This window comes from Paenibacillus amylolyticus (assembly GCF_001570725.1).
GTDB lineage: Bacteria > Bacillota > Bacilli > Paenibacillales > Paenibacillaceae > Paenibacillus > Paenibacillus amylolyticus_A.
The window spans coordinates 1,390,792-1,417,782 of record NZ_BCNV01000001.1 but is presented as its reverse complement, the minus strand read 5'-3'; the positions used below and the strand labels follow the sequence as shown (position 1 = coordinate 1,417,782).

Sequence of the window (26,991 nt, the reverse complement as noted above, 5' to 3'; positions counted from 1 at the left end):
TCTGTTACTCCCACAATCGAGTGACCTGTACCAACTTATGCGTTCCATTAAACTCCAACTTATAGATATCTGGCATCGAAGTACTCTCCCAAAATTCATATCCGTAAGAAGAATCATAGTGTTGTAAAATAAGCGTCATTATATCTCCGTGGGTTCCGATGACCACCTTCTGACCCCTATGTTTATCCAGAATTCTATCAATCACCGCTACTGCCCTTGAGCGAGCCTGTTCACCAGACTCCCCACCAGGAAATGCATACGTAGGATCACGGTACAATCGTTCCTTGGATTCATGGAAACTCTCATGCTTCACATCCGAACTCGATAACTGGCGTTCACGCAGATCTTCCTCCGTCACCACAATTCCACCTGACTGATCTGCCAGAATCTGAATCGTATCTACCGCTCGCCTATAAGGGCTAGAATAGAACAGTTGAATCTGCTCCCCATGGAGCAGACTGGCAACCGTTCCTGCATCTTGATGACCTTGCTCTGTAAGTCCACGCTCGCGCTCCTGTCCTTCAACATATCGAGACTCCGCATGTCTAACAAAATACAAAACCGTACTGGTCTCGCTCATCACCCTTTCGCCAACCCTTTCTTCTTCTCAATGACAATCAGACAAGTGCTGTCTGGCAAAGGCACAGGTTCACCATCTTCGTTCATAAAGATCACTCGATCTCCAAGTGCTTCTGTGTACCCCTCCTGAAGGAAATGTTCGAAAGTGATTATCTCGGCTTGTTCACCTAGTGCTTCTCGAATACAGTTCTCATAGGCAGTTGGTGTAAAAATACCAAACTGTTCTTGAATCTCATGCACATATGCCTCTTCGCCCCACGTATACGTATAGAGAAATTCCATCGCATCGTTGATCGGCAGTACGACCTCGTTGTCTGAGACCCGCTCATATTCAATTGCACGTCCTTGAAAATCCTCTGCATACCGCTCCAGCCAGCGCATCCCATCCGCTTCCAGGAAACTTATCCTGCGCTTCTGTGCCTCCGGCTCACTCATGATACCATCCCGAATCAGAATTCTTCCTCCAGGTGACAGCACACGGAATGAGCTTCTAAGCGCTGCCACAACCGTATCGGAATTAAATCTTCGACCGTCCAATTCAATGTATGAATACAACTCATGCAGAATGGATGAAAAAATAACCGTATCTACGGTGCCTGGCTCCACATATTGCTCCAGTTGCAGGGCATCGCCCTTCATCACTTGCCAGCGATGTCCCTCGCGCTGTTTTTTGCGCTCCAGCGCTTCAATGACATTGGCTGAGATATCGATACCGATTGGTTCCACTTCCGGTTTTTCCTGCTCAATTAGATCCAGTAGTATCCCTCCACCTGGACCAATATCCAGTACCCGTTTACCTACGATATAGTCCAACAGCACTTTTTTGTAATCGCCAGAACTGTTCATATCGGACAAATACGTCTCTTCGTTATGGAACCGATCATAGGCATCCCGGCGCAACCCGAACAGATCGAATAAAAGCAGCACAGCCTTCTCATATAACGGCGACTTTTCCGCTTCAATACAGAATGCGATCAATTTCTCCGCCGCTGGAGAAAATTCGAAGGTCACGAATAATGTATCCGGCAGATCCGTATGACGTTCAATGCGATGGGTTAGATGGGGATAGACGATCTGCTCCCCGGAAGAAATCTGTTCCCATGAATACTGTTCCAAATACTTTTCAATCATTCGTTTCTTGTAAATATTGAGTTTCTTGACGCCTTTGTAGTCGTAATACATCGTATTCATCAATGGTTCGAAGCTGATATGACGAACGATACCGGATTGACTCTCCATATATGTTGGATTCATACTTTCGCTGCGAAGCGTCAACAGGAACACTTTCACCATCTCTTGCAACGAAAAATCCTGCATGGCCGACTCCACATACCATAATGTGCGATGAGCCAGCGGAGCCAGCGCCTGTTCCACATCCATTTCCGTTTGAAGTTTGGCATAAGCCTCGTCCATAGCTTCTCCTTGTCGAATAGACGAGCTTCTTAAGCGGGATAACCGTTCCTTGACGCTCCAGTCCTCATGATCTGGTCCAGCGATAATCCAGCCTACAATTCGCCGTACCTCCGCCTGAACCTGATTCCATAACGCTGGATCAACACCTGCAATAATGCACTCATTTAATGCCATCAGTATGGTGTGCAATTCATCTGTAGTAAGCCACCCTTTGACGATCAAGGCGTGGAGCGAAGCATTCTCGGCAAATGGAATCTCGCCGCGTATGTATTGACCAATAAGTCCATGCGTAGCAATTAGAGTAAGAATAATCTCATGCCTTGGTGTTTGTGGAGTCGGCGCAGTATGCTCGCTTATATTCGTATTCTTACTTAGAGCATGGCTTTGAGAACCAGGTTGATTTATAACCGTCTCCCTGCTCTTACCGATGTCGTTATCCAAGTGGCCTGCCCCTGTGTACAGATCATATAACTGAGCGGACCCCACATTGTGTACAAACAGGTTAACGCCTTGCTTTTGCCATACCCGCCGCTGCTCTAATGATCCGGCCTTCGCCGTCTCTGACCAGATTAATACGTCCTCCAGAATTTCTCGCACCCAAAAAGAAACCGGAAGTTTCTCCAATACGTGAAGTGTACGCTCAGTGTAGTCCAGCACCGGATTTGTTCCCTCAAGTTCGGCAATGGAATGAATGCGTTCGAGGTTAATACGGGGCTTCTCCGCTGCTGCCAGCAGCTGCAGCCATAGCTGCTGGGCTTCCGGCGTGTTACCTGACTTGTATGATTGTATGGCCTTTAATGAATGCAGCATGAATATGTCCCCTCTTTCTCTACCCTTTTTATATAATATAGTTAGATTCGTCTAACCAACGAATTCGTTCCTGAACAAACTTCAGCAGCTGTTCCGCTTCTTGAGCGGGCAAACCCTCGTCAAGACGCGCGGCAGCAACGGGCAGCATCCAGGATTCAATCGTTTCCCGGGAAATACCGGAAATTTGTATATAGTGATTAACGTAATATTCGACCAGTGATTCACGAGCCATTTCAAATCCCATTCGTATAGCAGGCTCTGTATCATCCGGCAATGTGCCGCTCATTAATATTACCCAGCTTCGAGCCACATCACCCGCGGGATCACCCGACATGCCAGTCATCCAATCGATGACCCAGTATTGATCGCCAGCCTCACTGAGCATAACGTTATCAGGGTGATAATCGCCATGACAGATCTGCTGTTGATCAGGCAGTGTTGTTAAGTAAGAAAGGACTCGCGCTTGATCGTTCTCGGATAATAATCGAACATTGCCAATCGCTCCGGATAGAATCTGCTTCTGGGAGGGCATTGTTGCTTCATCATCTCTCTCGCAATGAAGTCTGTAGTGGCACTCGGCCATTTTGGATGCGAGCTGCTCTAGTATAGCAGGTTGTTGAATGATAAGGGATAACAGGGTGTTACCCTCCACTCTTCTAAAAACAATGCCTGCACGCGGCGTATCTTCTATCAAGGATACTGCTTATGGGACGGGTAATCCTTTTTTGAATACCAACTCACTTATTCTAAATTCATTTTGGACTGCTTCGAGTGGAAAATCCATTCGATATAACTTCATAATGTGCTCGTTCGAATACGCATAGATTTCCGCAGTTCTTCCCTGACCAATTCGCTCCATACCTGTCCTCCTCTTACTCGAACTCAATGCCTCTAACTTTGGAGAAAATCATACAATCCACCAGCGTACCTGTACTGTCCCGCCGCATCTTACGCAGTATACCTTCCAGCGTATAGCCCGCTCGCTCAGCTACTTTAGCACTTCGTACATTACGAGCATCACATCGGATCTCCAGCCGATTGGCCTCCAGATGAGTAATGGCAAATTGCTCAATGCCTCTCACCGCTTCCGTCATCAAGCCCTCGCCTGCTCGTGAGGTTCGAATCCAGTAACCAATCTCGAAACAGCGTGCATTCCAGTCAATGCGATGTAACCCGCTGCTGCCTACCAATTCATCCGTATATCTATCACGTAAATGTAACATCATGTCGGTACGCTCCAGATATTTCAGTTTTGCTTTGCGAACAGTCACTTCGGACTCTTCCAATGACGGGATCTTCTCGGCAAAAGGCAACCACAACCGCAGTTGCTCCACACTCTCACGAACCGCTTCATTCACAGCCTTGCCATCTCCCCACTGCGGGGCACGAATCATGAGACGTTCTGTGTAGAAGCTCTCGGGAATCGTTAGCATAATCGGATGAAATGAAGTTGAATCTGTCATGGTAGTACCTACTCCTCTACTTGAAAGATGGAATCAATGATCAGCGGCAAATTATCCCTTACGGACACTGCACCGAACACTGAACGAGCGTGTACCCCCTGATCTCCAAATACCTCCATCATCAGATCCGAGAATCCATTCAGTACCTTATGATGCTCCTGATACGAAGCGGACGCATTGATGAAGCCCTGCACTTTAACCACTCTCTTCACCCGATCCAGTGAACCTAGCACGTCTCGAACGACAGCAAGCACCTCCAGTCCAGCATTCCGGGCAAAATCATATCCCTGCTCTGTTGTGAAGTCTGATCCCAGTTTGCCGCGTTCGGAGGTATCCGGTCCTTTTCCGGATACATACATAATTCCATTCACAATAACGGCATTGGCGTATTTCGCTGCTGGGGCACTGGCCTGTGGCAAAATGATCCCCAGTTCATTTAATCTTGCTTCAATCATCGTATATTCTCTCCCTCTTTTACGGTCCTCACGGAACCCGATTCCTTGTATTCCTGTCGGTAGACTCTTGGTGATACCTGAACGGTACGTTTGAACATCTTGCCAAAATGAGAGAAGTTACTGAACCCCGCAAGCCAGGCGATATCCGTAATGGATTCCTCACTTTCCCGCAGCAAACGCTGTGCTTCCTTCACCCGTAACAGATTCAGATAATCACTGAAGGTAAACCCCGTCGTTTGTTTGAACAATCGACTCAGATAATGCGGACTAATGCGAAACATACCCGCCACCTCCGGTAATGTCAGTGGCTTCTGATAATTTTCATTCAGGTAACGCACGACGGCCTGTGTCTTGGGATGAAGAACCGGCTCACGATCATCGGAGCATAACCGACCCAGATGCTGATTCCGATAGGCATGCACCAACAATTCAATAGCCCGATGACGAAGCAACAGGTTGCTTCCGGGTTGGGGACGAAGCATTTCATCCACCATTTCGCTAACCATCCGCTCCAAAACCTCCGTGACCTGTGAAGGGAATCTTACAATGGGAATCTCCCAACAGAAGGGCTCCTTCAATCCTTCAACGAAGTTAGGTGAAATCGACATGGCAGCAAAAAGCTCCGGCTTCAAATAGAGCACCATCCGCTCATGGTCGGGCATACCGCTCTCCAATGTCTTGTGAACCGTATTGCGATCAACAAACACCAGATCGCCAGCCTTTACCCGATAAGTCCGGTCCTTGATGAAATAAATACGCTCGCCAGACAACAGATAATACAACTCATAATGATCATGCAGATGGTCATCCGTCATCGAGAAGTATCCAATGCGACGATCATATTCGATGTGTAGCAAATCCGTGGGATCATGAAAATCTGCACGAAAAGGTTCTGTCATGTCGCCCTCTCTCCTTTTCATAAATTATAGCAAAATATGCGGCATTTGAAAGCGGTTACGCATAAAATGCGGCGAAAGAAGTACTCCCTTGTTATAGTCTAGAGCTATATTCAAGGAGGCGATAGACATGAGTAACAAGAAACGTTATGTATTAGTCGGAACCGGCGGCCGCGCCGAATTTTTTTATGGTGCTTTGACCCGGGATTACAGGGATACATCCGAGCTTGTCGGCTTTTGCGATATAAATCAAGTCCGTATGAACTACGCGAATCAACTATTGAAGGAAAAGTACGAGTATCCAGAGGTACCTACTTATCCTGCAGATCAGTTTGATCAGATGATTGAGAACGAGAAACCTGACTATGTCATCGTAACGAGCGTTGACCGCACCCATCACAAGTACATCATTCGTGCGATGGAACTTGGTTGTGACGTTGTCACCGAAAAACCGATGACCATCGATGAGGAGAAATGTCAGGAGATTCTGGATGCCGTCAAGCGGACTGGCCAGAACGTCAGAGTAACCTTTAACTACCGTTATGCACCGCACCATACTAAAATTCGGGAACTTATTCTGAATGATACCATTGGGAAAGTCACTTCCGTTCACTTCGAATGGCTGCTGAATACGCGCCATGGCGCGGATTATTTTCGCCGCTGGCATCGGGACAAGCGCAATAGCGGCGGATTGCTTGTGCACAAATCCACGCATCACTTCGACTTGGTGAATTTCTGGATTGGCTCACAGCCGGATACCGTGTTCGCATTCGGTGATCTGATGTATTACGGCAGAGAAAATGCAGAAGAACGCGGTGTAACGCAGTTCTACAATCGGGCAACCGGCAATCCGATCGCGAAAGAAGATCCTTTTGCACTGCATTTGGATTCGGATGCTCATATGAAGTCCATGTATCTGGATGCCGAATCGGAAGATGGTTACCAAAGGGATCAGAGCGTATTCGGGGATGGCATCAACATTGAAGATACGATGGGCGTTCTTGTGAAGTATCGGAACAAAGCGATTCTGACGTACTCCCTCGTCGCCTACCAGCCATGGGAAGGTTACCGCATTGCCATTAATGGCACCAAAGGCCGGATTGAGATGAACATTGTGGAGCAATCCTATGTCAATTCATTGGGTGATAAAAGTAAGGAAGGTGCATTGATCGGTAAAACATTGCGGGTTCTTCCAATGTTTGATGCGCCATATGAGGTTGAAGTGGAAGAGAAAGCAGGTGGACATGGCGGAGGTGACCCGGTTCTGCTGAATGATCTGTTTGGAGAGCCAGTTGAAGATCCGTATCATCGCGCTGCTAACCATGTGGACGGTGCCAGATCCATTCTGACGGGTATTGCGGCCAATCGCGCCATCGCCACAGGCTTGCCTGTCAACGTCAATAATCTGGTTCGTTTCTAAGGCTCCAAGTCTGCACTACATTATTAATTTCATTTAAAGGCTGCGCATGTTACGCAGTCTTTTTTTATATTTTTATAATTAACCTGCATGCAAGTTGACTCGGTAGAAGGAGGAAATCCATGTTCTTCTCTTTAAAAAACCGCCTGATTGCCTTTATCGTCGTCCTGTTTGTCCTCGCTTTTGGTACTCTCTCCTACCTGCTCTTCAAGGAATCACGCATGGTCATCCGTTCATACATCGAATCCTCTGCTCTTGAGAAAATGGAGGAATACGGTTCATACGTAGACATGGTGCAGATGCAAATCTATGATGTCGCCTCTCTTGTTTTCAATAGTGATATGGGCAAGAACTGGGATAATGCGATCGGAGATCCGAACCTTTCGGAAGGAGAAAAGATGCTGGCCAACCTCGCGATGAGCCGCTTTCTCACTCAGGCAACTAACAGTTACACCAGTATCTCGGATGTATCCATCTATCGACGGAATGGACTGCGAATTGGCAGTGAGAATCAGGTAGCGTATGATCCTGCCTTTCAACAAGAATCCTGGTATACGAATTTCTACACGTTGGGGGAACGCTGGTTACCTGTACACACCGACCAATATGAACGTGTCAGAGATCATGGCAATCCGGTGGTCAGTCTGCTGATGCCCATTGGCACCTTTCACCATGCTAAAGCGCAGAGTCTCATGAAGGTAAATGTCAGTGAATCCTATTTTCTGGAGCCGCTCCGTCGCATACATCTTGCGGAGAGTAGCACTATTTTTCTGCTGGGCGAGCAAGGAAATCCTATTCTCTCACAGCAGGTAGACACGTTGGGTGCTGTAGCTACCGCAGAGATCGATCGTATTCGTAACAGCCCGCTCAAATCCGGAGTCACATATCTCACAAACCATGAAGGACAGCGAGACATCCTTGTATACAAGAAACTGGGACGTACGGGCTGGATATTGGCGGGTCTGGCACCGGAAAAGGAAATGTACCTGTCTCTCCATAAGCTCCAAAGCACGATTGTGGTGGTGACGATTGCCCTGATACTGGTCTCCCTCTTGGCTGCTGCATGGCTATCTCATGGCGTAACCAAACCTTTGACCAGACTGGTGCTGGCGATGAGACAAGTTCAACGAGGTGCTTTCGACCAAGCCGATTCACTACTGCCTCCGGATAAAAATGTAAAGAGCGAGATCAGTTATGTGATCTTCACCTTCCGTTATATGATCAGTCAGTTGCGACAGCATATCCAGAATGAATTCGAGCTGAAGCTGCTCCGCCAGCAAGCAGAGTATAAGGCACTTCTCATACAGATTAATCCACATTTTATGTTTAACACCCTGGAGCTGGTGAGCAGCCTTGCCATTCAGCGTAGAACGGATGATACGGTTCAGGTCATTGAGGATTTGGGTAAAATGATGCGCTTTTCCATTAACACCAATGACGACCGTGTTCCCCTGACCGAAGAGCTAGATTATGTACAACGTTATATCTCCATTTTGCAGACCCGTTTCGGTCATAAACTCGACATTTCGGTAACGACGGAAGGCACACTGAACGCCTTGGTCATCATCAAGTTTATTCTTCAGCCGCTTATTGAAAATGCAGTGAAATACAGTTTCAAGCATCAGACGACAGCCCAGGTCCAGATACGGATCAACCGGATGCATGATCGTCTGCATATCAGTGTTTCAGACAATGGACCAGGTATTCCAGCAGAAATCATCCACAAGTTGCAACATCCCGTAGCTCCCCCCTCGTTGGAATCCATATTGCATAACGAAGGCTGGCATATTGGACTGGGCAATGTCATTGCTCGTTGCCGCCTGCATTATGGTGCCTTGTTCACGGTTCATATGAAGAACGATGAAAGCGGAGGCGCATGTATTGAACTGATTCTACCCGTACAGGAGGAATATGATGTACAACGTATTAATCGCAGATGACGAGATCGAAGTTCGCGAAGGCTTGAAATTGAAAGTCGATTGGCATGGCATGGGTTTTGTCATAACAGGAGAAGCCTCTAATGGGATCGAAGCGGATGAACTTTTGAAATCTGAACATTTTGACTTGCTGATTACCGATATGAATATGCCTGTCATGGATGGCATCAGACTATTGGATGTCTGCCGCAGTTATAATCCTTCTATCCAGATTGTCATAATCACGGGTTATGAAGATTTTCAATATGCCAGAGCGGGTGTCCGCAGCCAGGTCATGGATTATTTACTGAAGCCTGTAACACGGGATGAACTGAAAGCGACATTATGCAAAATTAAAGCGGATCTGGATGATCAACGTAAAGTACGAGGCGATTCCGAATTACTGCAATGGCGACTCTCTCAGTATTACCGGGAAATGAAAGAACGTTTCCTTCTTGATCTCGTCAGAGGCAATCGTCTTCCGCCTTCCTCACTGCCAGAACGACTCCGGTTGTTCCATCTCGAATCATGGCAGGATCAGAAGGTCTGTTTCATCACCGCGAGTATAAGTCAATCGGATAAGCAGAATATTCGAAAAGATCGCTCACATGAGCAGATGCATCTTCCTTTCGAGCTGGTTTGTTATGAAATCGCCCAGTCTGATTCAGACAATGTCCAGGTTTTTCATGATTCGGCATACGCAGGCATCATGCATTTCATGGTACAAGACGGTATGCAGCACGAATTCATCCAACAGCTCACGGGACATACGGCATCTGTTTTTTCCATGAAACTTAAGATTGGGGTCGGACTTTCTGATTCTGGACTTGAGCAATGGAAAGAAGGTTATATCCATTCCCTTCTGGCTTGGAATTCAGCTGAACGGGCTGGCAACACTCCGAATCCTCAGGCAGGAACAGATTATAGTCCATTACTGCCTGAGGAGACTACCCGAACGCTGCATCGTTGTCTCATTCGTGGGGAACTGGACTCCTTCCGCAGCATCATCCGTAAGGAACTTCACGAGGCATTCCAGCTCTCTCCCTCCCGAATGACACGAAGCATTTTGCAAATTTCACTGTTAATGGATTGTCCTATGGCCCCCGAATGGATACTGTGGCTCAAGACGCCAGATCAGGCAGAACGCTTACTAATGCAATGGGCTCAAGACTTCCTTCATCGACAACTGCCCTCGGAAGATGGGGATGGGACGATTATCGAGTTAGCCAAGCGATATATCGGGGAGAACTACATGCAGGAGCTAACGTTGACGTTACTCGCTGAACGATTCAACTATTACCCTACCTATTTCTCCGAACTGTTTAAGGAAGGTGCAGGTACCTCTTTTATTCAATATGTGACGGGCGTTCGGATGAAACACGCCTTGCGACTGTTGAAGGAAACCCAATTAACCGTATGGGATATTACAGAACTGACCGGCTTCAGTTCGCCAAGTTATTTTAGCTCGAAATTCAAGAGAATGTTCAACATGAGTCCATCAGATTACCGCTTGCTGCATTCCGAAAAAATCGATAGCCATGATCCGAAGAAATGAGATTCAAGCTTCTCCCCTTCCCCGGTATGATGTGGTTACCAAGAGAACGCCGTATATTGTAAGCGAATTCATGATTGGTGACCATTATTCTTACCCATTCAGAAGGGAGGCACATGATGAAAAAACAGACCAAGCCCTTATACGGTCAGCACAATACCACAGCCTACTTGTTTCTTCTGCCCTGGCTGATCGGACTCTTCTGTCTGACACTGGGACCGATGGTTGCGTCCCTATACTTATCCATGACCAAATTCAATCTGCTGTCATCACCGACTTGGACTGGACTTAGCAACTATGTTCACATCTTTACCGAGGACGATACCTTTCGCAGGTCCCTGGGGCTGACGTTTTATTATGTCTTTCTATCCGTTCCACTAAGGCTCGCCTTCGCCCTATTGGTGGCAATGGCGCTGAACAAGGGAATTCGAGCCCTCGGCATCTACCGGACCGTATATTACATCCCTTCCCTCTTAGGTGGCAGCGTCGCGATTGCAATCGTTTGGCGGCAACTTTTTGAGGGGAATGGATTGGTCAATCAGTTTTTAAGCTGGTTTGGTATCTCGGGACCATCCTGGATTGCGCATCCGGATTATGTGGTCTATACCATCATCACACTTTCCGTGTGGCAATTCGGGTCTGCCATGGTCATCTTTCTTGCTGGTCTGAAACAAATTCCAGCAGACTTATATGAAGCTTCCGATGTCGATGGGGCGGGCAAGATACGTCAATTTTTCGGAATTACCCTGCCCATGCTTTCCCCCGTTATCTTTTTTAACCTGATCATGAGCATGATCAATTCATTCCAGGCGTTTACACCAGCTTATGTGATCGGGGATGGCCGCGGGGGTCCACTCGATGCAACGATGTTCTATACCTTGTATCTGTATCTGAAAGGTTTCTCGTTCTTTGATATGGGTTACGCTTCGGCTCTGGCGTGGATCATGTTGGTCATTATCGGAGTATTTACCGCAATCGTCTTTGTCACATCCCGATTTTGGGTGTTCTACGGGGATAATCAGGAGGGGAGGTAATGCATGTGCCAATCAAACGACAACTGGTTCAGGCCGGGAGGCATGCCGCCATTATACTCCTCGGTCTACTGATGTTATATCCAGTACTATGGTTAATTCTCAGTTCGTTTAAACCGAATCATCTCATTTTCACCAGCGGCAGTCTTTTCCCAACCAGCTTCACACTGGAGCACTATATTAATGGCTGGAAGGGTCTCCAGGGTATTTCCTTCGGCCGTTTCTTCGGCAACTCCGTGCTGATCTCGGTCATGAGTGTGCTTGGCAATGTGATCTCCTGTTCCCTTGCAGCCTTCGCCTTCTCCAGATTGAAGTTTAGATTCAAAGGCCTGTGGTTCAGCATGATGTTGATCACGATTATGTTGCCTTACCATGTTACTCTGGTGCCCCAGTATATTCTCTATAATGAGCTTCAATGGATTAATACGTATTTCCCGCTGATTCTGCCCAAGTGGCTCGCGCAGGATTCCTTCTTCATCTTGCTCATGGTTCAATTCATACGCGGTATACCGCGGGAGCTGGATGAGAGTGCAACCATTGACGGTTGCGGGCAATCACAGATCTTTTTCCGAATCGTAGTGCCACTGCTCGTTCCAGCACTGATTACAACCGCGATCTTCACCTTCCTGTGGAGCTGGGATGATTTTTTCAGCCAGATGATTTATTTGAGCAAAATTGATCTGTTCACCGTGCAGCTGGGCATTCGGTCTCTCTTCGATCCATCAGGACAATCCGATTGGGGCGCTTTGCTCGCCATGTCCACCCTGTCACTGCTTCCCGTAACCATCATCTTTTTACTGTTTCAGCGATATTTCCTTGAGGGCATTGCGACGACAGGTCTGAAGTAACAACACGTTTCTCATTATCTATAGACAGGGGGATTAACCATGTTCAAACGCTTCATGATCGGTATGATCACTTCACTCTTGTTATTCGTAACCGCTTGCTCCGGAACAGACCATACGGGTGCTAATGATGCAAGCAATGGTAATGATAATGGTACTACCGAGGGCGGACAGGTCGAACTGCGCATCATGTGGTGGGGTGACCAGAAACGGGCAGATATTACGAATGAAGCCTTGAAGATCTTTCAGGCAAAACATCCGGATATTAAAATTGTAGGTGAATTCGCACCCTCCTCCGGATATTTCGACAAGCTGAATACCCAATTGGCATCAGGTACAGCTCCAGATATCTTTTTCCTTGGGGGAAACGTCGTGGACTATGCCAAAAAAGATGTCCTGCTCAATCTGGACCCGTATGTAGGCAACGAACTGAATCTGGACGGTATGGATGAAACCATGATCGAATACGGACGTCTCGACGGCAAGCTGCAACATATCTCTGCCGGTGCGAACGCACGGGGAATTGTTGTGAATCAGGCACTCTTCGAGAAAGCCGGCGTGCCTTTGCCAGCTTCAGATTGGAACTGGGCGGACTATGCCGCCATTAGCAAGGAGTTGTCCGACAAGCTCGGAGACGGCTTCTATGGAACGTACAATTTTACCGTCGACGGAATGGATATTTTTCTGAAACAACGGGGTAAACAGCTGTATGACATGAAAAACGGTACACTCGGATTCGCCAAGGAAGACATCCTGGAATGGTTCCAGTATTGGGAAAAGACTTCGGCATCCGGCGGTGTGGTCACACCGGAATTGCAGGTATCCAACCCGCATGATGACACCAGTAAGTCCCTGTTGATCACAGGTAGAGCAGCCATGACCCTCCTGCCATCCAACCAGCTGGCTGCGTTCCAGAGCTTGACGGAAGACCCGCTAGTTCTTCTCCCTGTACCACGAGGCCCTAAGGGAACGGGTGTTGTATTTGAATCCAGTCAGGGATTATCAGGTTATGCCAATACCAAACATCCGAAGGAAGTGGCAACGTTAATGGACTTTTGGATTCATGATCCTGAAGCAGCCAAAATCCTCGGTAATGACCGTGGGGTACCTGTTACGGAAGCCAATCGTAATCTTCTTCAGGAAGGTGCAGGCCCTGTGGAGGAGATTGTCTATAACTATACGAGCCTTGTCTCCGAAGCTACGAAGACTGAACCTTTTGACGTGAGCTACAACCCTCCTGGATTTGCAGAGTTCTCCAAGTTAGCTCAGACAACGAATCAGGAGATCGGATTTGGACGAAAAAGTGTGGAGCAAGCTGTCTCCGACTTCTATAACGGGACTGTTCGGATCTTTGAATCGAATCAATAAGCAGACGCTGTGAGGAGGAGCATATGACAGAAGAGATATTGAATCGGCTACGCAACATTTCGATAATGGATCAAGTTCAGCCAGTTAAACCGGAAGATCAGCAGTTATTACAGGAATGGCATGCGTCGGGTATCCGGTTTGTGGCATCGAACGGACGAATGGAAGCTACGTATTATGCAGCAGTGGAGAAATTGCTTGCTTGTATCCTGCCCATGGGAGACAACAATCCCATTTTACAAGAAGGTGGCATCTATCTGGGATGTTGGTTAGAGAGCACAGGTACCATCAATGCGGAGCTGCTGTCTCGCCTGTTGCCTTCCGTGTCCGAAACAACATACCTCGCATTTGCCAAGCAGCAAAGAGATGATGGATTGCTTCCGTATAAACTCACGGCAAACGGACCCTCTTTCCGGCAAATCCAGTTGGTCACTCCACTGGCACGCAGTGTGTGGAACCACTATCAGCTTCAAGGCAAGCACTCGTCTTTCCTGAGTAGGATGTATAAGGCTATGGTTCGTTATGATGAGTGGATTGCATGCAACCGTAATACCCGAGGAACCGGCTGTGTAGAAGCCTTCAGTACGTTTGATACCGGACATGACTTATCTCCCCGATTCTGGCATGTTCCGGATACACCATACATGAATGATGCTTCTGCCTATCACCCGGATTCTCCGATTCTGCCTTTTCTGGCACCAGATCTGACTGCCAATATCTATTGTCAGCGCATGTATCTGTCCCGTATTGCTGAGGAGCTTGGAGAATCGGGAACAGATTGGAAAGCAAAAGCCGAGTCCAGTCTGGAAAGTCTCTTCCGTTATTGTTACGACGAACAGGATATGTTCTTCTATGATCGAGACCGTAATGATGAATTGGTCAGAGTCCAATCCGATGTGCTGCTCCGCGTGATGGCATGCGAGGTGGGCGACCGTGCATTGTTCGATAACCTACTGCGTCGGTACCTGTTGAATACAAGCAAGTTTTTCGCTAAATACCCGTTTACATCGATTTCAATGGATGATCCCAGATTCGATCCCTTTTCCTCCTATAACAGCTGGGGAGGGGCATCCAATTTCCTGAGTCTGATTCGGGCACCACACCCATTCGAGTATCATCATCGATATGTAGAACTGACTTGGGTAATGCAGCCTATCTTGTCCGCTCTATCCAAAGATAAGCGATTTGGTCAGGTACTAAGCCCGTGGACCGGAGAACAAGGTTTTACCGAGACTTACTCACCTACTATCCTTTGTCTTCTCGATTATGTGGAGCGATTGTGCGGAATTATGCCTGTTGGATCGAATCAGCTCTGGTTTACCGGTCTGCTTCCTATCGATATGGATCATGGTGAGGTCGTATCTGGCAACACCGCTTATAGCCGGAAGGTCCATGGACTAAGATATGAATTGGTCAACACCCCTGATCGCATGACGGTTTATCTGGAAGGCAAGGTTCATCTGGACGGCCCGTCAGGGATTCGGCTGGTGACGAATCATAGTGGACATCTGGAAGGCGTTATTGGAATGAGCGTCCGCACCGTCGAGGGGGAGCTTTACTATCAAGGGGAGTGCATCCCGATTCGGGTCAAAGGAAATGAAATGCAGCGTTATGCTGATGGAAATTTGAGCACCGAGCGCGATATTGGCATCATCTATCCTACGTATCGTTAATTGTTTGTATGCAAAAAGCGCAAGTTGCAGAGATTTACTTCCCCTGCTACTTGCGCTTTTGCTTTTCTTTATTTCTACACCTTCCGTTGCCAAGCCGGATGACGATAAAATTCAATCGTATCAATATAATTTACGGTGAACTGCTGCTCCACATCTGACAGGTTCAACAGTTTGCGGTCGATTTGCTTCATGCCCATGACCACATCATGGCGAAGCAGGTCCATCGCTATTTTGCCTACAAACCCGCCTTCCATCTCTTTATGCTTGGTACGAAACTCTTCATTATAGATCAGTTCAGGCGTGAATGCTGCTTCGACGAATGCGTTAACAAGCGTAAGCTCATTGCCCTCGATCTGCACTGCCAGATAATAATTGCCACGCTCATCCTTAATAAGGTCTTTATACATTTCTACGATCATGTGAATCACTCCTCTATTATAAAAGAAACCCCGCTAGCCTTATCGAACATGGGCTGTCAAACGTACACCTTCCGACCCCGTTCCTTCATATACTAGGTACAAATGGCGAACGGAGGAATACTTATGAGCTGGCAGCATCTCCATACTGGAAAAACACTTCAGCAGCGTCTGGCAGAACTCCAGGGGCACCTTGCAGAACTGAATACTCCACTCTCCGGGTTGGAACCGGGACGTATTCGTCGTGTCTGTTCAAAGCAGTTTATCAAAGTAAACCGTCAGTTATTCATTCCACTTAGTCTGAATTCCATTCGGGTATTCGATATTCCTCGAACACGGCGAGGCATCAGAGTCGGAATCCGCACGACGTTCCCTTCCTGGAATGCATTTAACAATATCAGACTGGTTGGCGTGGGACTGGATTATCTTGAACTCCAGGGAAAAGGCAGAGTCCCTTCCCGTATTCTATTTCCTCTCTCCAGCGTTGAGTCGATCTATCGGCCAACCGCCGGAAGAAAGAGCCTGAAACGGCCGTGTAGACGGAAGTAAAGCTGGTTCTTTTCGCAAACCTTATACTGATTCCCGAATGTCTGCATACGGGTGCTCCCTTCCAATATATCATTATAACCCATGCACCCACTCTTCTGCTGAAGAATCAGTTTATGTCAAAAAGCGGTGAGAACAGAACTGCTTCTGTATCTCACCGCTCAGCCAATTACGGATCATGCTGATCCTTCACGTGTTTAGTTCAGATGCCTGTCCATACGTCCTTGGCATAACGACCTTCCTGCTGAAGCCGATTAAGCCAATCTTCTGCTTCCTTCGCGGACTTGCCATGAATATCAGTGTAAGCCTGCTGGAGTGTAGCTTCCACATCAGGTGCCATCTTGCTGCCATCACCGCAGATATACAGATGCGCACCCTCTTCAAGCAAAGGAATCAGATGGCGGGCATCGTCTCTCATCAGATGCTGTACATAACATTTTTCTTCCCCATCCACTCGGGAGAAGGCTGTGTGAAGCTCTACAAGCCCTTCTTGCTGGGCTGCTTCCAGTTCATTTTTGTACAGATAATCATGTTCGGGATTCCGGCATCCAAAGTACAGATGGGCTTCGCCAACCTCTTGACCCTGTTCCTTCAATACATGTCTTGCCTGCAGGAAACCACGGAATGGGGCAACGCCTGTACCCGGACCCACCATGATGACGGGAACCTGTGCATCCTCCGGCAATTGGAACCCGGATTCCGGTGTCCGTGTGAACATGACAATCTCATCACCCGACTTCAGGTTAGCCAGATAGTTGGATGCAATGCCTTTGTATTCTCCCTGTCCACTCCATGCCGGGGCACGCACAACACTGACCGTAATACTCGCTTGATCGGGCTGAACACGTGGTGAACTGGAGATCGAATAGTATCTGGCTTTTAATGAAGGCAGTAACTCAAGGAAGCGCTCGAACGGCAGTTCACATGCTTCATATTTCACCAGATAATCCAGCATGGAGATCCGTTTATTCCGAACTTCATCCATATATACAGATTCATCAAGCAGAGCTTCAAGCTCTTTCTTGTGCGGTGGACATACCGTGTATGCTGCCATTTCTCTCAACTGCGCACGAGTTGCAGCTTCCTGAAGCTCAACACTATGACTGAGCAGATCATACAGGTTAACCGGTTGATGCAACGGTAGATGCGCTGCACTCCGACCGGATGCATCCAGAACGAGATGCTCCGTTCCGGTGAATCCATAACGACGCAATACACGTTCCACCAGCTCCGGTGGGTTCTGCGGCAGAATGCCCAGGTGATCCCCTTCCTTGTAGGTTATGCCTTCAGGCAATTTGATCTCCAGGTGACGTGTGCTACGTTCACTGCCCGCGTCATGAAGCTCCCTGTTCTCCAGTACTGCTGCCACATGTGCATCATACGTATCCGCAAGCGGTGTCACGGCGAGTCCGCTGACAAATTGTACAGACAATGAGCTGCGTTCGCTATTGGAGCTTGTGTTCAGTTTCAATCCCATCGTTCGTGCGAGATCCGGCCATAATTGCTCTGTCCAATCCCCCACCTGTTTCTCGAAATCTCCGCTGGCATCTGACTCACCCAGCGGTGATAACCGCTCTGCTCCTCTGGAAGACAATTGTTCATCTATTAAACGCGGAATACGCTGATAGGTGCTGGCCCAGTTGTGGTCACCGCAACCAAGAACGGCGAAACGCACACCTTTGAATTCATTGGCATCCGCATGTTCGATCCACTCGACGAACATCTTGGCATTACTTGGCGGCTGACCATTATAGGATGCACTGACAATAATAACGGCACCATCTTTCGGCAGTTTACCAACGCGATCATCCAGCGCAGCAACCTCACTGCGGAATCCCTGATATCTGGCAGTATCCGCAATTTCACGCGCAATGCCTTCGGCCGTACCCAGATTGGAACCGTACAGAACAAGCATCGGTGTGTGATGGGCATTCGCCGCATCCGGCTCTGTTCTTTTGGCAACCGGCGTTGGTTCTTCGACTGCTACACCCGGAACCGCCATGACTGGCTGACCCCCACGTGCACGTACACGAATTGTGAAGTTATCCGGTTTGAGCGTCAGGGTTTCTTTCACCTTTAACTGATAATCAGAATGATCTATGAAGTCAAAATGCTTGAGCACCATGCCCAGTACGAGCGTTGCTTCCTGAAGTGCAAACTGCTGACCAATGCAGGCCCGCTGACCATTACCGAAAGGTTTGTAGGCATCATGCGGCACTTTGCTCGGATCTTCGAATCGTTCCGGACGGAATTCCTCTACGTCGTCTCCCCATGCTGCGCGGTCGCGATGCAGCTTGGGAATAAGTACACTGACGCTGTCTCCTTTTTGCAAAGGATATTGACCTGCAATTACCGTGTCCTCTTTTGCATACAGAGAAAATGCCGGGGCCGTCGGCCATAACCGTAATGCTTCGTTCAAAACCATACGAACGTACTTCAGATTGCGAACCTGGTTGTACGTTGGAACCGGATCTTTCAGTATCTGATCTACTTCTGCTTGAGCTTTAGCGAGCGTATCCGGATTCTTCATTAGATAATAAACGGCGAAGGATAACAGTCCACTTGTGGTCTCATGTCCAGCAATCAGGAAGGTAATAATCTGATAACGGATATTCTCATCATCCAGTGTTTCTCCCGTTTCCGGGTCCTTACCGCTGAGCATGTGAGACAACAGATCGTCTGCGCCTTCCTGTGGTTGCTCTTTGCGCTCGGCAATAATGTGGTCCACCAACGAGAACATCGAACGGATATCCTGCTCAAACTGTTTCTTTTTGGTGATCATCAGCTTGTCTTGCAGACGCAGGCGCTGCAATGAACTCATGGATTCATCCAAAGCCCGAACCATGCTCGTAATGAATGGGTGTGGTTCTTCCCGGTAAAAGCTGTTAAACCGATAGTTAAAACCACAGAGTCCAATCGTGTCGAGCGTAAGACGTGTCATATCATCCGGAACGTTAACCGTCTCATCCGGGTTCAATCGCGACCATTTCTGGACCAGCTGTACAGCCAGGTCAATCATTTTGTTGTGGTATCCCTGCATGGCACGTTGACTGAAGCTTGGCAGCAGCACGTTATGGGCTTTTTTCCAATTCGGTTCTTCGGTCCAACTCGTAAACAGTCCATCTCCTGCAAAAGCACGAACCTTCGCAAGGGGTGCCCAGACCCGTTTGTCGAATTTGGATTCATCCGTTACCTCGGCGACCAGCTCGTGACCGGAAATATACAATTCGCTTCGTCCAGGGTACTCCATACGAAAGATCGGTCCATATTCTTCAGCCAGCTTCACCAAGGATTGCACCGGTTCTTCAAAGTTCAATTGCGGCAAATTGCCCAGCGGGCCAAATGTTTTCGGTTGAGGCACTGAAATTGGTGGCATGACACTCACTCCTTCTTTCCAAGTTAAGAGTTCTACAACTAAAAAATAATGACGTGACTACAGACGCGATTGCACTTCCTCTTCAGAACAACACATTCAAGTTATTTTTTGCACATTTTCATATTTCATCCAGATAACGATAAAACCATCAAAGAACTAACTGACCGAAATGGTATATTGGTCATTTTTGATTAAAAAAAATGGATGACCTCGTTACCTTCTTTTACCCTAACATTTCCAGTTCTAATCTTCAACAGTCCCAAAGTCATAGGACCTCAGGACAGGGATTGCGGTATACCTATGATTTCGTCAACAGATTCTTAATATCCGACTCCATCTCTAATGGAGCAACTGTCGTTTCATAACGGCCATGGACGTCCCCATTACGGTCAATCAGGAATTTAGTGAAATTCCATTTGATCCCGTCTCCTTGGTATAGCTCTGGATACTTCTCCTTCACAAAGGTGTCCATCCACTTTCCTTCCTTCGTGTCCAGATCATAACCTTGAAATGCCGCTTCTTCAATCAGATAACGGAACACAGGATGCATCGATTGCCCAACGACCTCAACCTTCTCGAAGATCGGAAAGGATATCTGAAACTGACTTCTGCAATACTCGGCTACCTCAGTGTTACTCCCAGGTTCTTTGTCGTTAAACTGGTTGCACGGGAACGCCAGAATTTCCAGCCCCTGATCACGATATTTCTCATACATTTGCTGAAGTTCACTGAACTGGCGGGAGTAGCTACACTGGCTTGCTGTGTTCACAATAAGCAGTACTTTGCCTTTCAAAGCAGAAAAGTCACCTTCGTGGCCGTCCATGAACGGAACCTGATAAGAAAATATACTCATCTGTATTTCTCCTCCTCTTTCTCTTTCTCTTTCGTGTCCCATATAAATTCTCTCTTGGGATGAATTATACACCTCCATTATTAATAGGTGAAATATATAATCAGTATAATATTAATAGTTTTTAACTATAAAATGTAAACAAAAAAACTGCCCTCAGCAGACGAATTCTGCATCTAGGACAGTTATGAAAATCATGATTGGCCATCACGCTCAACACATCGTTAACCCATAATCAAACCATATACAATACCTGGTCCGTGTACGCCGATGGTTAAATCATTTTCAATATCGGAAGAGCGGCTTGGCCCTGAAATAAAGTGGATGCCTGCTGGAAGATTCTCTCTTCCCGCTTCGTCAAATCGATTCAGCGTCTCACCCAGTCTGGTGTACAGTCGATCCACTGGAATAATGATGATGAGTACCGTCGGCAACAGACTGACTGACCGACCTTTTTCCGGTGAAGAAAGTACAGTGACCGAGCCTGTGTAAGCTGTTGCATAATCCGCCATGACCACACCGATATCAGCCTCAGCTGCACGTGCCCTCCAGTTCTCATCCGCTTGACTATTCCAGACTGAGATCTGCACATCCGGTAACTGCTCTTCCAATCCGAGATCCTTTAGCGCCTGTTCATTTTGGCGAATGATATATTTGGCACTCAGCTCATGAGATTTGTTCGCAATGAATTGAGATACTTCTTCCATGTTCTGAACCCGGGCAATGTGGGCGCCTACACTCACAAAGTTATCCGTAAATGCTTGAATACGCTCCTCTTCATCCCATTCCAGCTCAGTCCAAAAGTCGGGTGCTCCCCGAAAGGGTTGGGTCGGCGCATGCCGTTGCCTTGGTCTTCTCAATTTCGAAGCAATGTCATTCATGAACTGCTCCTGTTGCTCCATGGACTTCTTCTCCAATTGCGCGAGCCATTGTTGATGTTCAGTGACCATGCTTATCCTCCCCTTCCTCTCGTTCACGAATAATCTGCTCCATGCGGCTGCGAACGGAAGAATTCATGGTTGGTTGCTCCTGGTTCAATTCTTGATCCAGCTTGTTCCATTGCTGCCGGAAAGATTTCTTGGCGAGACTTGGCGCAACCCGATAATTATTCCAGCCTTTGAGTGGACCCAGCTTGAGAGAAATGCCGTTGTTGCGTACAACTGCCTTCTGCCCGATCTGTCCCAGACGTATGGCCGCACTGAAGCGTTTCGAATTGGAAACCACGGCAGCAAAGCCCTTCATGCCCATGCTCTCCATTTTGTTTCCATGACCATCCTCTACCTTGCGTCTGCGTAAATAAACGAGCATATCATGCAGCGGAATTTTGACCGGACATGCTTCATAGCAGGCTCCGCAAAGACTAGAGGCACCAGCAATGTCGTTCCATTCATCAATGTTGCCATTGAGTGCAGGTGTCAGTACCGCGCCAATCGGTCCACTATAGGTTCCACCATAAGCATGACCTCCAATATGGCGATATACCGGGCAAGCATTCAGACAAGCACCGCAACGAATACAATTCAGCAGTTCTTGGAATTCGGGATCACCGAGCTGAAGGGATCGACCGTTATCCACGATAATAATGTGCATTTCATCCGGCCCATCCGCATCCGCTGTACGACGAGGACCTGTGATGCCTGACATGTACATCGTGAGTTTCTGACCTGTTGCGGAGCGCGGCAACAAGGTTGCCATGACCTCCAGATCCGTCCACGACGGGATGATCCGCTCCATGCCCATGAGTGTAATCTGCGTTTTGGGAACAGTGGATACCATACGGGCATTGCCTTCATTTTCGAACAAAACCATGGAACCTGTCTCTGCAATCGCAAAATTGCATCCAGTCATGCCGATATCCGCTTCGAGGAACTTCTCGCGCAGCTTTTTGCGAACAAATCCGGCAAGTACCGTCGTGTCCGGCTCCAGAATTTCACCCGCTTCTTTGGATAACAACTCTGCGATCTGATAGCGGTTCTTATGGATGGCTGGAATGACAATATGAGAAGGGGCTTCGCCTGCCAGCTGAATGATGTATTCACCCAGATCGGTCTCGATGGCTTCAATGCCCGCCGACTCCAGCACATGATTCAGATGTACTTCCTCCGACACCATCGATTTGGACTTCACCACCGTAGAAGCCTGCTTGTGTGCCGCAATATCCAGCGCAATTGCCGCTGCTTCCACCGATGTATCTGCAAAATGAATATGAACCCCATTCGCACGGGCGTTATTCACAAATTCATTCAGATAATAATCCAGATACGCAATCGTATGCAGACGAATCTGCCGGCCACGCTCCCGCCATTCATCCCAATTCCCATGTTCTTCTGAGGCAGACTTTTTCCCGTTACGCAATCGTTCTGTCGTGAATTTGACCGCTTTACGCAGAAAATCATCATTCAAGGCCAGTCCGGCACGTTCTTTGACCGTAGTATCCATAACTCCCGGTTGGCTCATCCTGTTCGCACCCCCTCATACAGTAGTTCCGCCAGATGCATCACACGCACCGGTTCATTCCGATAACGCAGATTACCTGCGATATTCATCAGACAGGCCATGTCCAGACCAACCAGTACTTCAGCTTGTGTCTCTTTGACATGATCAACTTTCTCCGTCACCATCGCTCCTGAAATATCGGACATTTTAATAGCAAACGTACCCCCGAACCCACAGCAATCCTCAGCGAATGGAAGTGGAACCAATTCCAGACCTTTTACTTGAGAGAGCAGCGCCATCGGCTCATCCTTTACACCAAGCAGACGGCTGCCGTGGCAGGATGGATGATAAGTTACTTTGTGCGGAAAATGTGCGCCCAGATCGGTTATCCCGAGTACCTGAACGAGGAATTGAGTGAATTCATAGGCTTTGGCTTCCAATCGTTTTGCCTTCTCCAGCCATACCGGTTCGTCCGCGAACAGTTCGGGATAATGATGAATCATATACGTACACGATCCGGATGGACAAACTACAAAATCACTGTCGTCAAACGCTTCAAGAATCGTTTTGGCCGCTACCCGAGTCTCGTCCCAGTACCCGCTATTGTAGGATGGCTGACCGCAGCAGGTCTGAACCGGCGGAAAATTCAGCCGAACGCCATGAGCGGCGAGCAATCTGACCATGGCCTCCCCTACTCGGGGATAGATGGCATCGCTGAGGCAGGTAATGAATAAGGAGACCTTCATAATTACACGCTCCTATTAACTGATTAGTAGATAAATTGACTAAAAATATTTACACTGGACACTCCGATGACAGAATAACCTTCCGATCGCTGTTATCCCCAGATTGTAAAAGCTTAAACTGTAATAATCCCGATATCGTATCCGCTCAAACGTTCTGTCTGTTCAGCCTGCAATGGCTGATCGGTAATGATCGTATGGACTGCATTTAACCCGGATACTCGGGCAAAGGCACGAACACCAAATTTACTGGCATCTGCAAGTAAGATAACCTGATCGGCTATGCCAACCATCTTCTGCTTCAACCTTGCTTGAAGCTCATTGGATTCACTGATTCCGCCACCTTCAAGATGTACGCCTTTGCAAGACAAGAACAATTTATCCACATGATACGTCTCCAGAGAACGCTCCGCGAGCGGCCCTACAAAAGACAATGAGCGAGGTGCCAGCTGGCCTCCTGTTGAGATGACCTCCACCTTGTCACGACTGCTCAGTTCCGTAGCTACCTGAATGGAATTAGTTAAGACCGTCAGCGGAAAATCGGGCATATTCGCTGCCATATAGCCTGCCGTTGTACTGGCATCCAACAGAATGCGATCACCCGGATGAATCATCGCCAGAGCCGCTTGTGCAATCCGCTTCTTCTCTTCCGCATGGGTTGTCTCCCTGATCCGGTAAGGGATCTCCGGCTGATCTTCCTTCACACTCACTGCACCACCGTGAGAGCGGCGCAATCGTCCTGCCTGTTCCAGCCGATCCAGATCGCGCCGGATGGTTTCCTCCGTCACCCGGCAGCGCTCACTAAGCTCGGATACACGCATACTGCCCTTTACATTCACCATCTCCACAATTCGGTCATACCGCTCGGCTGCCAGCACGTTAAACTTCACTCCCCGCTTGTGAATTAGATGAAGCCGTCACATGCAGAAATTTGCCGTAAGCATCTTCCCAAACTGACCTGTCCTGCGGCTCATATGCAGTTACCGGAAATGAATCACGAATGGCCTTACGGGCTTCCCAGATATCCTTAAAAGCTCCGCTTGCCATCCATTGCACAGCCATATTCCCGATGGCACTTCCCTCTGCCGGACCCGCCCATACCGGTTTGCCAATGGAATTTGCAGTCCACTGACATAACAGGCGGTTCTGGATACCTCCACCGACCATATGCAATCCATTGAACGTCTGTCCCGACAATTGTTCCGTCCATTCCAGCACTCTTCTATACTTCAATGCAAGACTCTCCAGAATTGCCCGGGCAATAGCACCTTGATCCTCTGGCACTACTTGCCCTGTATCACGACAATACTGACGTATACGGGTCGTCATATCTCCTGCTGGCATGAACAGCTCATCATCCGGATCAAACAAACTGACAAATGGAGGTGAATGTTCCGCCTTCGCCAATAACGCATCATAGCTAATTCCCTGCACCTGGCGCTCCCACTCCCGCATGCTTTCCTGCAAAATCCACAGTCCCATGATGTTCTTGAGCAGACGAAATGTTCCGCCCGCCCCGCCTTCATTCGTGAAGTTCAAGGCCAGACTCTGGCTACTTATCGCAGGATGATCTATCTCCGTACCCATCAGGGACCAGGTTCCACAACTCAGATAAGCAAATGAACGTTCCGTTGCAGGAACAGCCACAACGGCTGAACCGGTATCATGCTCCGCAACAGCGATCACGGGAATCGGTGAAAGACCCAGCTCATTACAGATACTGCTGCGCAATTGTCCAACACGGGTGCCGGGCATCACCGCTTCACCGAACAGTTTTTCCGAAATGCGAATATGCGCCAGCAACTCACTGTCCCACTGACCCGCCAATGGATTGTATAATTGCGTTGTCGTTGCATTCGTGAACTCATTCACCGCTTCTCCGGTCAAGAAATAACGAAGCAAATCCGGAATCATGAGAAAACGCTCTGCTTCATGAAGCAACGGGGAACCACTGCGTTGAAGCGTTGCCAATTGGTACAGGGTATTAAAGCTAAGAAACTGAATCCCTGTACGTTCAAAGATTCGCTGAGAGGTCAGCTCTTGCCGTACCTGATCCATCATGCCGTTAAACTGTGTATCACGGTAATGATACGGATTACCCAGCAACTCCCCATTACTGTCGAGCAGACCGAAATCAACGCCCCAGGAATCGATTCCCAGGCTCTCCGGCTGTTCCCCTTGCTGCTTCACAAGCGTAAGCCCTTGCAACAATTCATGATGCAATCGCAGAATATCCCAGTGCATTCGCTCGCCAACCTTCACCGGTTCATTCTTGAACCGATGAATTTCGCTCGTTTCGATCCCTCGATCATTCAGTTGTCCTAGTATCGCTCTCCCGCTTCCAGCGCCCAAATCATAAGCCAGCACACTCACCGCGCTTCACCAACCTTTCGAACCCATCCTATTTTCCAAACGGTATCTCTTGATTCAGTCCGTAACGCTGTACTTTATTCTGTATTTATTGTTTGTTTGTTTTTGTTTAATACTGTTTTACTTTATTTTACGAGTATATCACCATTGTAAGCGTTTGAATACCCTTCGGTTTTTCTTTCTTTTGGGTATATCAAAAACGACTCTCTCCCAGCTGGGAGGAGCCGCAGTTCTTTTTTCACGTATAAAATTGACCTTTGCTTACCCCCGACTGGGGCTGTACATCTCTCTCAAAATGCTTGAACCGCGTGCCTTGATACGTCAGCATCCCTCGATCATTTTCCGCCATCATGCCATAATGGTTTCCGCCAACAATTAGTTCAGTCCGCTCCCCATTGTCGAATTCAAATGTAGCATAATAACGAGTAGTCGCACTGCTATCCCCGCTTCCACCTAAGACTTCCGTTCGTTTGGCCACCACCGTAGAATGAAGGGTTAACAAAGCTGCCGCGTTATTTGATGCCCCTGAGCGTAAGCCTGAAATAATAACAAAAACAATAACTCCCGCAATGATGAGAAATATGGTGCCAATGAAAATTGAAGCGAATGCATTCATTGCGGCAAACTCATTGAATCCCGAAAAAAACCCACCCTGATTGCCCTCAAAACCCGGTACTCCATTCATGTCATCAAACACACCGAAACCATCCACGCTTAATCGGCCGATCGATGAGGACACGCTTGTTAACGCCATTCATCATCGTTCCTTTCCCCTTGCAAAATAAGATGCACCGCCCCCACGCAAGGAAGGCGGTGCATGCAGACAACCCGTTCTGCCT

The 26,991-nt window shown here is 48.0% G+C and carries 24 protein-coding genes; 8 read left to right on the top strand and 16 right to left on the bottom strand.

Annotation, left to right across the window (positions count from 1 at the left end; all coding sequences use genetic code 11):
- Positions 1 to 4: 4 nt before the first annotated feature.
- Genes PAHA3_RS06645 through PAHA3_RS06620 form a run of 7 tightly spaced genes read right to left on the bottom strand, consistent with a single transcriptional unit; the run spans position 5 to position 5,619 of the window.
- Positions 5 to 580, bottom strand: a complete 576-nt coding sequence (locus PAHA3_RS06645) for a histidine phosphatase family protein (protein ID WP_062834009.1) — start codon at positions 578 to 580, stop codon at positions 5 to 7.
- The gene (locus PAHA3_RS06640) at positions 580 to 2,802 is read right to left on the bottom strand and encodes a class I SAM-dependent methyltransferase (protein ID WP_062834008.1); all 2,223 of its coding nucleotides are present in this window, start codon (positions 2,800 to 2,802) and stop codon (positions 580 to 582) included. Before PAHA3_RS06640 ends, PAHA3_RS06645 begins: the two co-directional genes overlap by 1 nt.
- Positions 2,803 to 2,830: 28 nt before the next feature.
- Positions 2,831 to 3,496: a phosphotransferase family protein gene (locus tag PAHA3_RS06635; RefSeq protein WP_082762726.1), complete on the bottom strand. Its 666-nt coding sequence runs from the start codon at positions 3,494 to 3,496 to the stop codon at positions 2,831 to 2,833.
- Positions 3,497 to 3,505: 9 nt separating this feature from the next.
- Positions 3,506 to 3,661 carry a hypothetical protein gene (locus PAHA3_RS30365; RefSeq protein WP_167350853.1) on the bottom strand — a complete coding sequence of 52 codons (156 nt, stop codon included), beginning with the start codon at positions 3,659 to 3,661 and terminating at the stop codon, positions 3,506 to 3,508.
- Positions 3,662 to 3,674: 13 nt separating this feature from the next.
- Entirely contained in the window at positions 3,675 to 4,265 is a 591-nt protein-coding gene (locus tag PAHA3_RS06630; RefSeq protein WP_062834006.1) for a GNAT family N-acetyltransferase, read from the bottom strand.
- Between the two features lie 8 nt (positions 4,266 to 4,273).
- On the bottom strand, positions 4,274 to 4,720 hold the full coding sequence (locus tag PAHA3_RS06625; RefSeq protein WP_047842646.1) for a RidA family protein: 447 nt from the start codon (positions 4,718 to 4,720) through the stop codon (positions 4,274 to 4,276).
- Entirely contained in the window at positions 4,717 to 5,619 is a 903-nt protein-coding gene (locus tag PAHA3_RS06620; RefSeq protein ID WP_062834005.1) for an AraC family transcriptional regulator, read from the bottom strand. The genes PAHA3_RS06625 and PAHA3_RS06620 overlap by 4 nt, the downstream gene beginning before the upstream one ends.
- A gap of 127 nt (positions 5,620 to 5,746) precedes the next feature.
- On the opposite strand from PAHA3_RS06620, the gene PAHA3_RS06615 reads away from it, so the two are divergent.
- The 7 genes from PAHA3_RS06615 to PAHA3_RS06585 all read left to right on the top strand — a co-directional run bounded on the left by PAHA3_RS06615 (position 5,747) and on the right by PAHA3_RS06585 (position 15,415).
- Entirely contained in the window at positions 5,747 to 7,036 is a 1,290-nt protein-coding gene (locus PAHA3_RS06615) for a Gfo/Idh/MocA family oxidoreductase (RefSeq protein ID WP_062834004.1), read from the top strand.
- Positions 7,037 to 7,155: 119 nt separating this feature from the next.
- Positions 7,156 to 8,973, top strand: coding sequence for a sensor histidine kinase (locus tag PAHA3_RS06610; RefSeq protein WP_062834003.1), 1,818 nt, complete (start codon positions 7,156 to 7,158; stop codon positions 8,971 to 8,973).
- The gene (locus PAHA3_RS06605) at positions 8,948 to 10,504 is read left to right on the top strand and encodes a response regulator (protein WP_062834002.1); all 1,557 of its coding nucleotides are present in this window, start codon (positions 8,948 to 8,950) and stop codon (positions 10,502 to 10,504) included. Before PAHA3_RS06610 ends, PAHA3_RS06605 begins: the two co-directional genes overlap by 26 nt.
- Positions 10,505 to 10,620: 116 nt before the next feature.
- Positions 10,621 to 11,535 (top strand): carbohydrate ABC transporter permease, encoded by a 915-nt coding sequence (locus PAHA3_RS06600; protein ID WP_047842642.1) that lies wholly within the window; start codon positions 10,621 to 10,623, stop codon positions 11,533 to 11,535.
- Positions 11,535 to 12,380, top strand: a complete 846-nt coding sequence (locus PAHA3_RS06595) for a carbohydrate ABC transporter permease (protein ID WP_201028073.1) — start codon at positions 11,535 to 11,537, stop codon at positions 12,378 to 12,380. The genes PAHA3_RS06600 and PAHA3_RS06595 overlap by 1 nt, the downstream gene beginning before the upstream one ends.
- 39 nt (positions 12,381 to 12,419) lie before the next feature.
- Entirely contained in the window at positions 12,420 to 13,745 is a 1,326-nt protein-coding gene (locus tag PAHA3_RS06590) for an ABC transporter substrate-binding protein (RefSeq protein WP_062834001.1), read from the top strand.
- Between the two features lie 23 nt (positions 13,746 to 13,768).
- Positions 13,769 to 15,415, top strand: a complete 1,647-nt coding sequence (locus PAHA3_RS06585; protein ID WP_062834000.1) for an MGH1-like glycoside hydrolase domain-containing protein — start codon at positions 13,769 to 13,771, stop codon at positions 15,413 to 15,415.
- Between the two features lie 74 nt (positions 15,416 to 15,489).
- On the opposite strand, the gene PAHA3_RS06580 is transcribed toward PAHA3_RS06585, so the two are convergent.
- Complete coding sequence (locus tag PAHA3_RS06580; protein ID WP_062833999.1) at positions 15,490 to 15,834, bottom strand: hypothetical protein; 345 nt, start codon at positions 15,832 to 15,834, stop codon at positions 15,490 to 15,492.
- A gap of 123 nt (positions 15,835 to 15,957) precedes the next feature.
- Between PAHA3_RS06580 and PAHA3_RS06575 the strand changes: the two genes are divergently transcribed.
- On the top strand, positions 15,958 to 16,380 hold the full coding sequence (locus PAHA3_RS06575) for a hypothetical protein (protein WP_062833998.1): 423 nt from the start codon (positions 15,958 to 15,960) through the stop codon (positions 16,378 to 16,380).
- 199 nt (positions 16,381 to 16,579) lie between these two features.
- Here the strand turns inward: PAHA3_RS06575 and PAHA3_RS06570 are convergent, their stop codons facing one another.
- From PAHA3_RS06570 to PAHA3_RS06535, 8 genes are all read right to left on the bottom strand, one after another.
- Positions 16,580 to 19,753 (bottom strand): bifunctional cytochrome P450/NADPH--P450 reductase, encoded by a 3,174-nt coding sequence (locus tag PAHA3_RS06570; protein WP_062833997.1) that lies wholly within the window; start codon positions 19,751 to 19,753, stop codon positions 16,580 to 16,582.
- A gap of 298 nt (positions 19,754 to 20,051) precedes the next feature.
- Positions 20,052 to 20,606: a glutathione peroxidase gene (locus PAHA3_RS06565; protein ID WP_062833996.1), complete on the bottom strand. Its 555-nt coding sequence runs from the start codon at positions 20,604 to 20,606 to the stop codon at positions 20,052 to 20,054.
- A gap of 221 nt (positions 20,607 to 20,827) precedes the next feature.
- Positions 20,828 to 21,553 (bottom strand): LutC/YkgG family protein, encoded by a 726-nt coding sequence (locus PAHA3_RS06560; RefSeq protein WP_062833995.1) that lies wholly within the window; start codon positions 21,551 to 21,553, stop codon positions 20,828 to 20,830.
- Positions 21,543 to 23,060, bottom strand: a complete 1,518-nt coding sequence (locus PAHA3_RS06555; RefSeq protein ID WP_062833994.1) for a LutB/LldF family L-lactate oxidation iron-sulfur protein — start codon at positions 23,058 to 23,060, stop codon at positions 21,543 to 21,545. The genes PAHA3_RS06560 and PAHA3_RS06555 overlap by 11 nt, the downstream gene beginning before the upstream one ends.
- A complete protein-coding gene (locus PAHA3_RS06550; protein WP_062833993.1) occupies positions 23,057 to 23,785 on the bottom strand; it encodes a (Fe-S)-binding protein in 729 nt (242 codons plus the stop codon). Before PAHA3_RS06550 ends, PAHA3_RS06555 begins: the two co-directional genes overlap by 4 nt.
- A gap of 113 nt (positions 23,786 to 23,898) precedes the next feature.
- Positions 23,899 to 24,660, bottom strand: coding sequence for a DeoR/GlpR family DNA-binding transcription regulator (locus PAHA3_RS06545; protein WP_062833992.1), 762 nt, complete (start codon positions 24,658 to 24,660; stop codon positions 23,899 to 23,901).
- A gap of 1 nt (position 24,661) precedes the next feature.
- On the bottom strand, positions 24,662 to 26,155 hold the full coding sequence (locus PAHA3_RS06540) for a rhamnulokinase (RefSeq protein ID WP_062833991.1): 1,494 nt from the start codon (positions 26,153 to 26,155) through the stop codon (positions 24,662 to 24,664).
- A gap of 235 nt (positions 26,156 to 26,390) precedes the next feature.
- The gene (locus PAHA3_RS06535; RefSeq protein WP_235599377.1) at positions 26,391 to 26,891 is read right to left on the bottom strand and encodes a DUF2500 domain-containing protein; all 501 of its coding nucleotides are present in this window, start codon (positions 26,889 to 26,891) and stop codon (positions 26,391 to 26,393) included.
- Between the last annotated feature and the right edge of the window lie 100 nt (positions 26,892 to 26,991).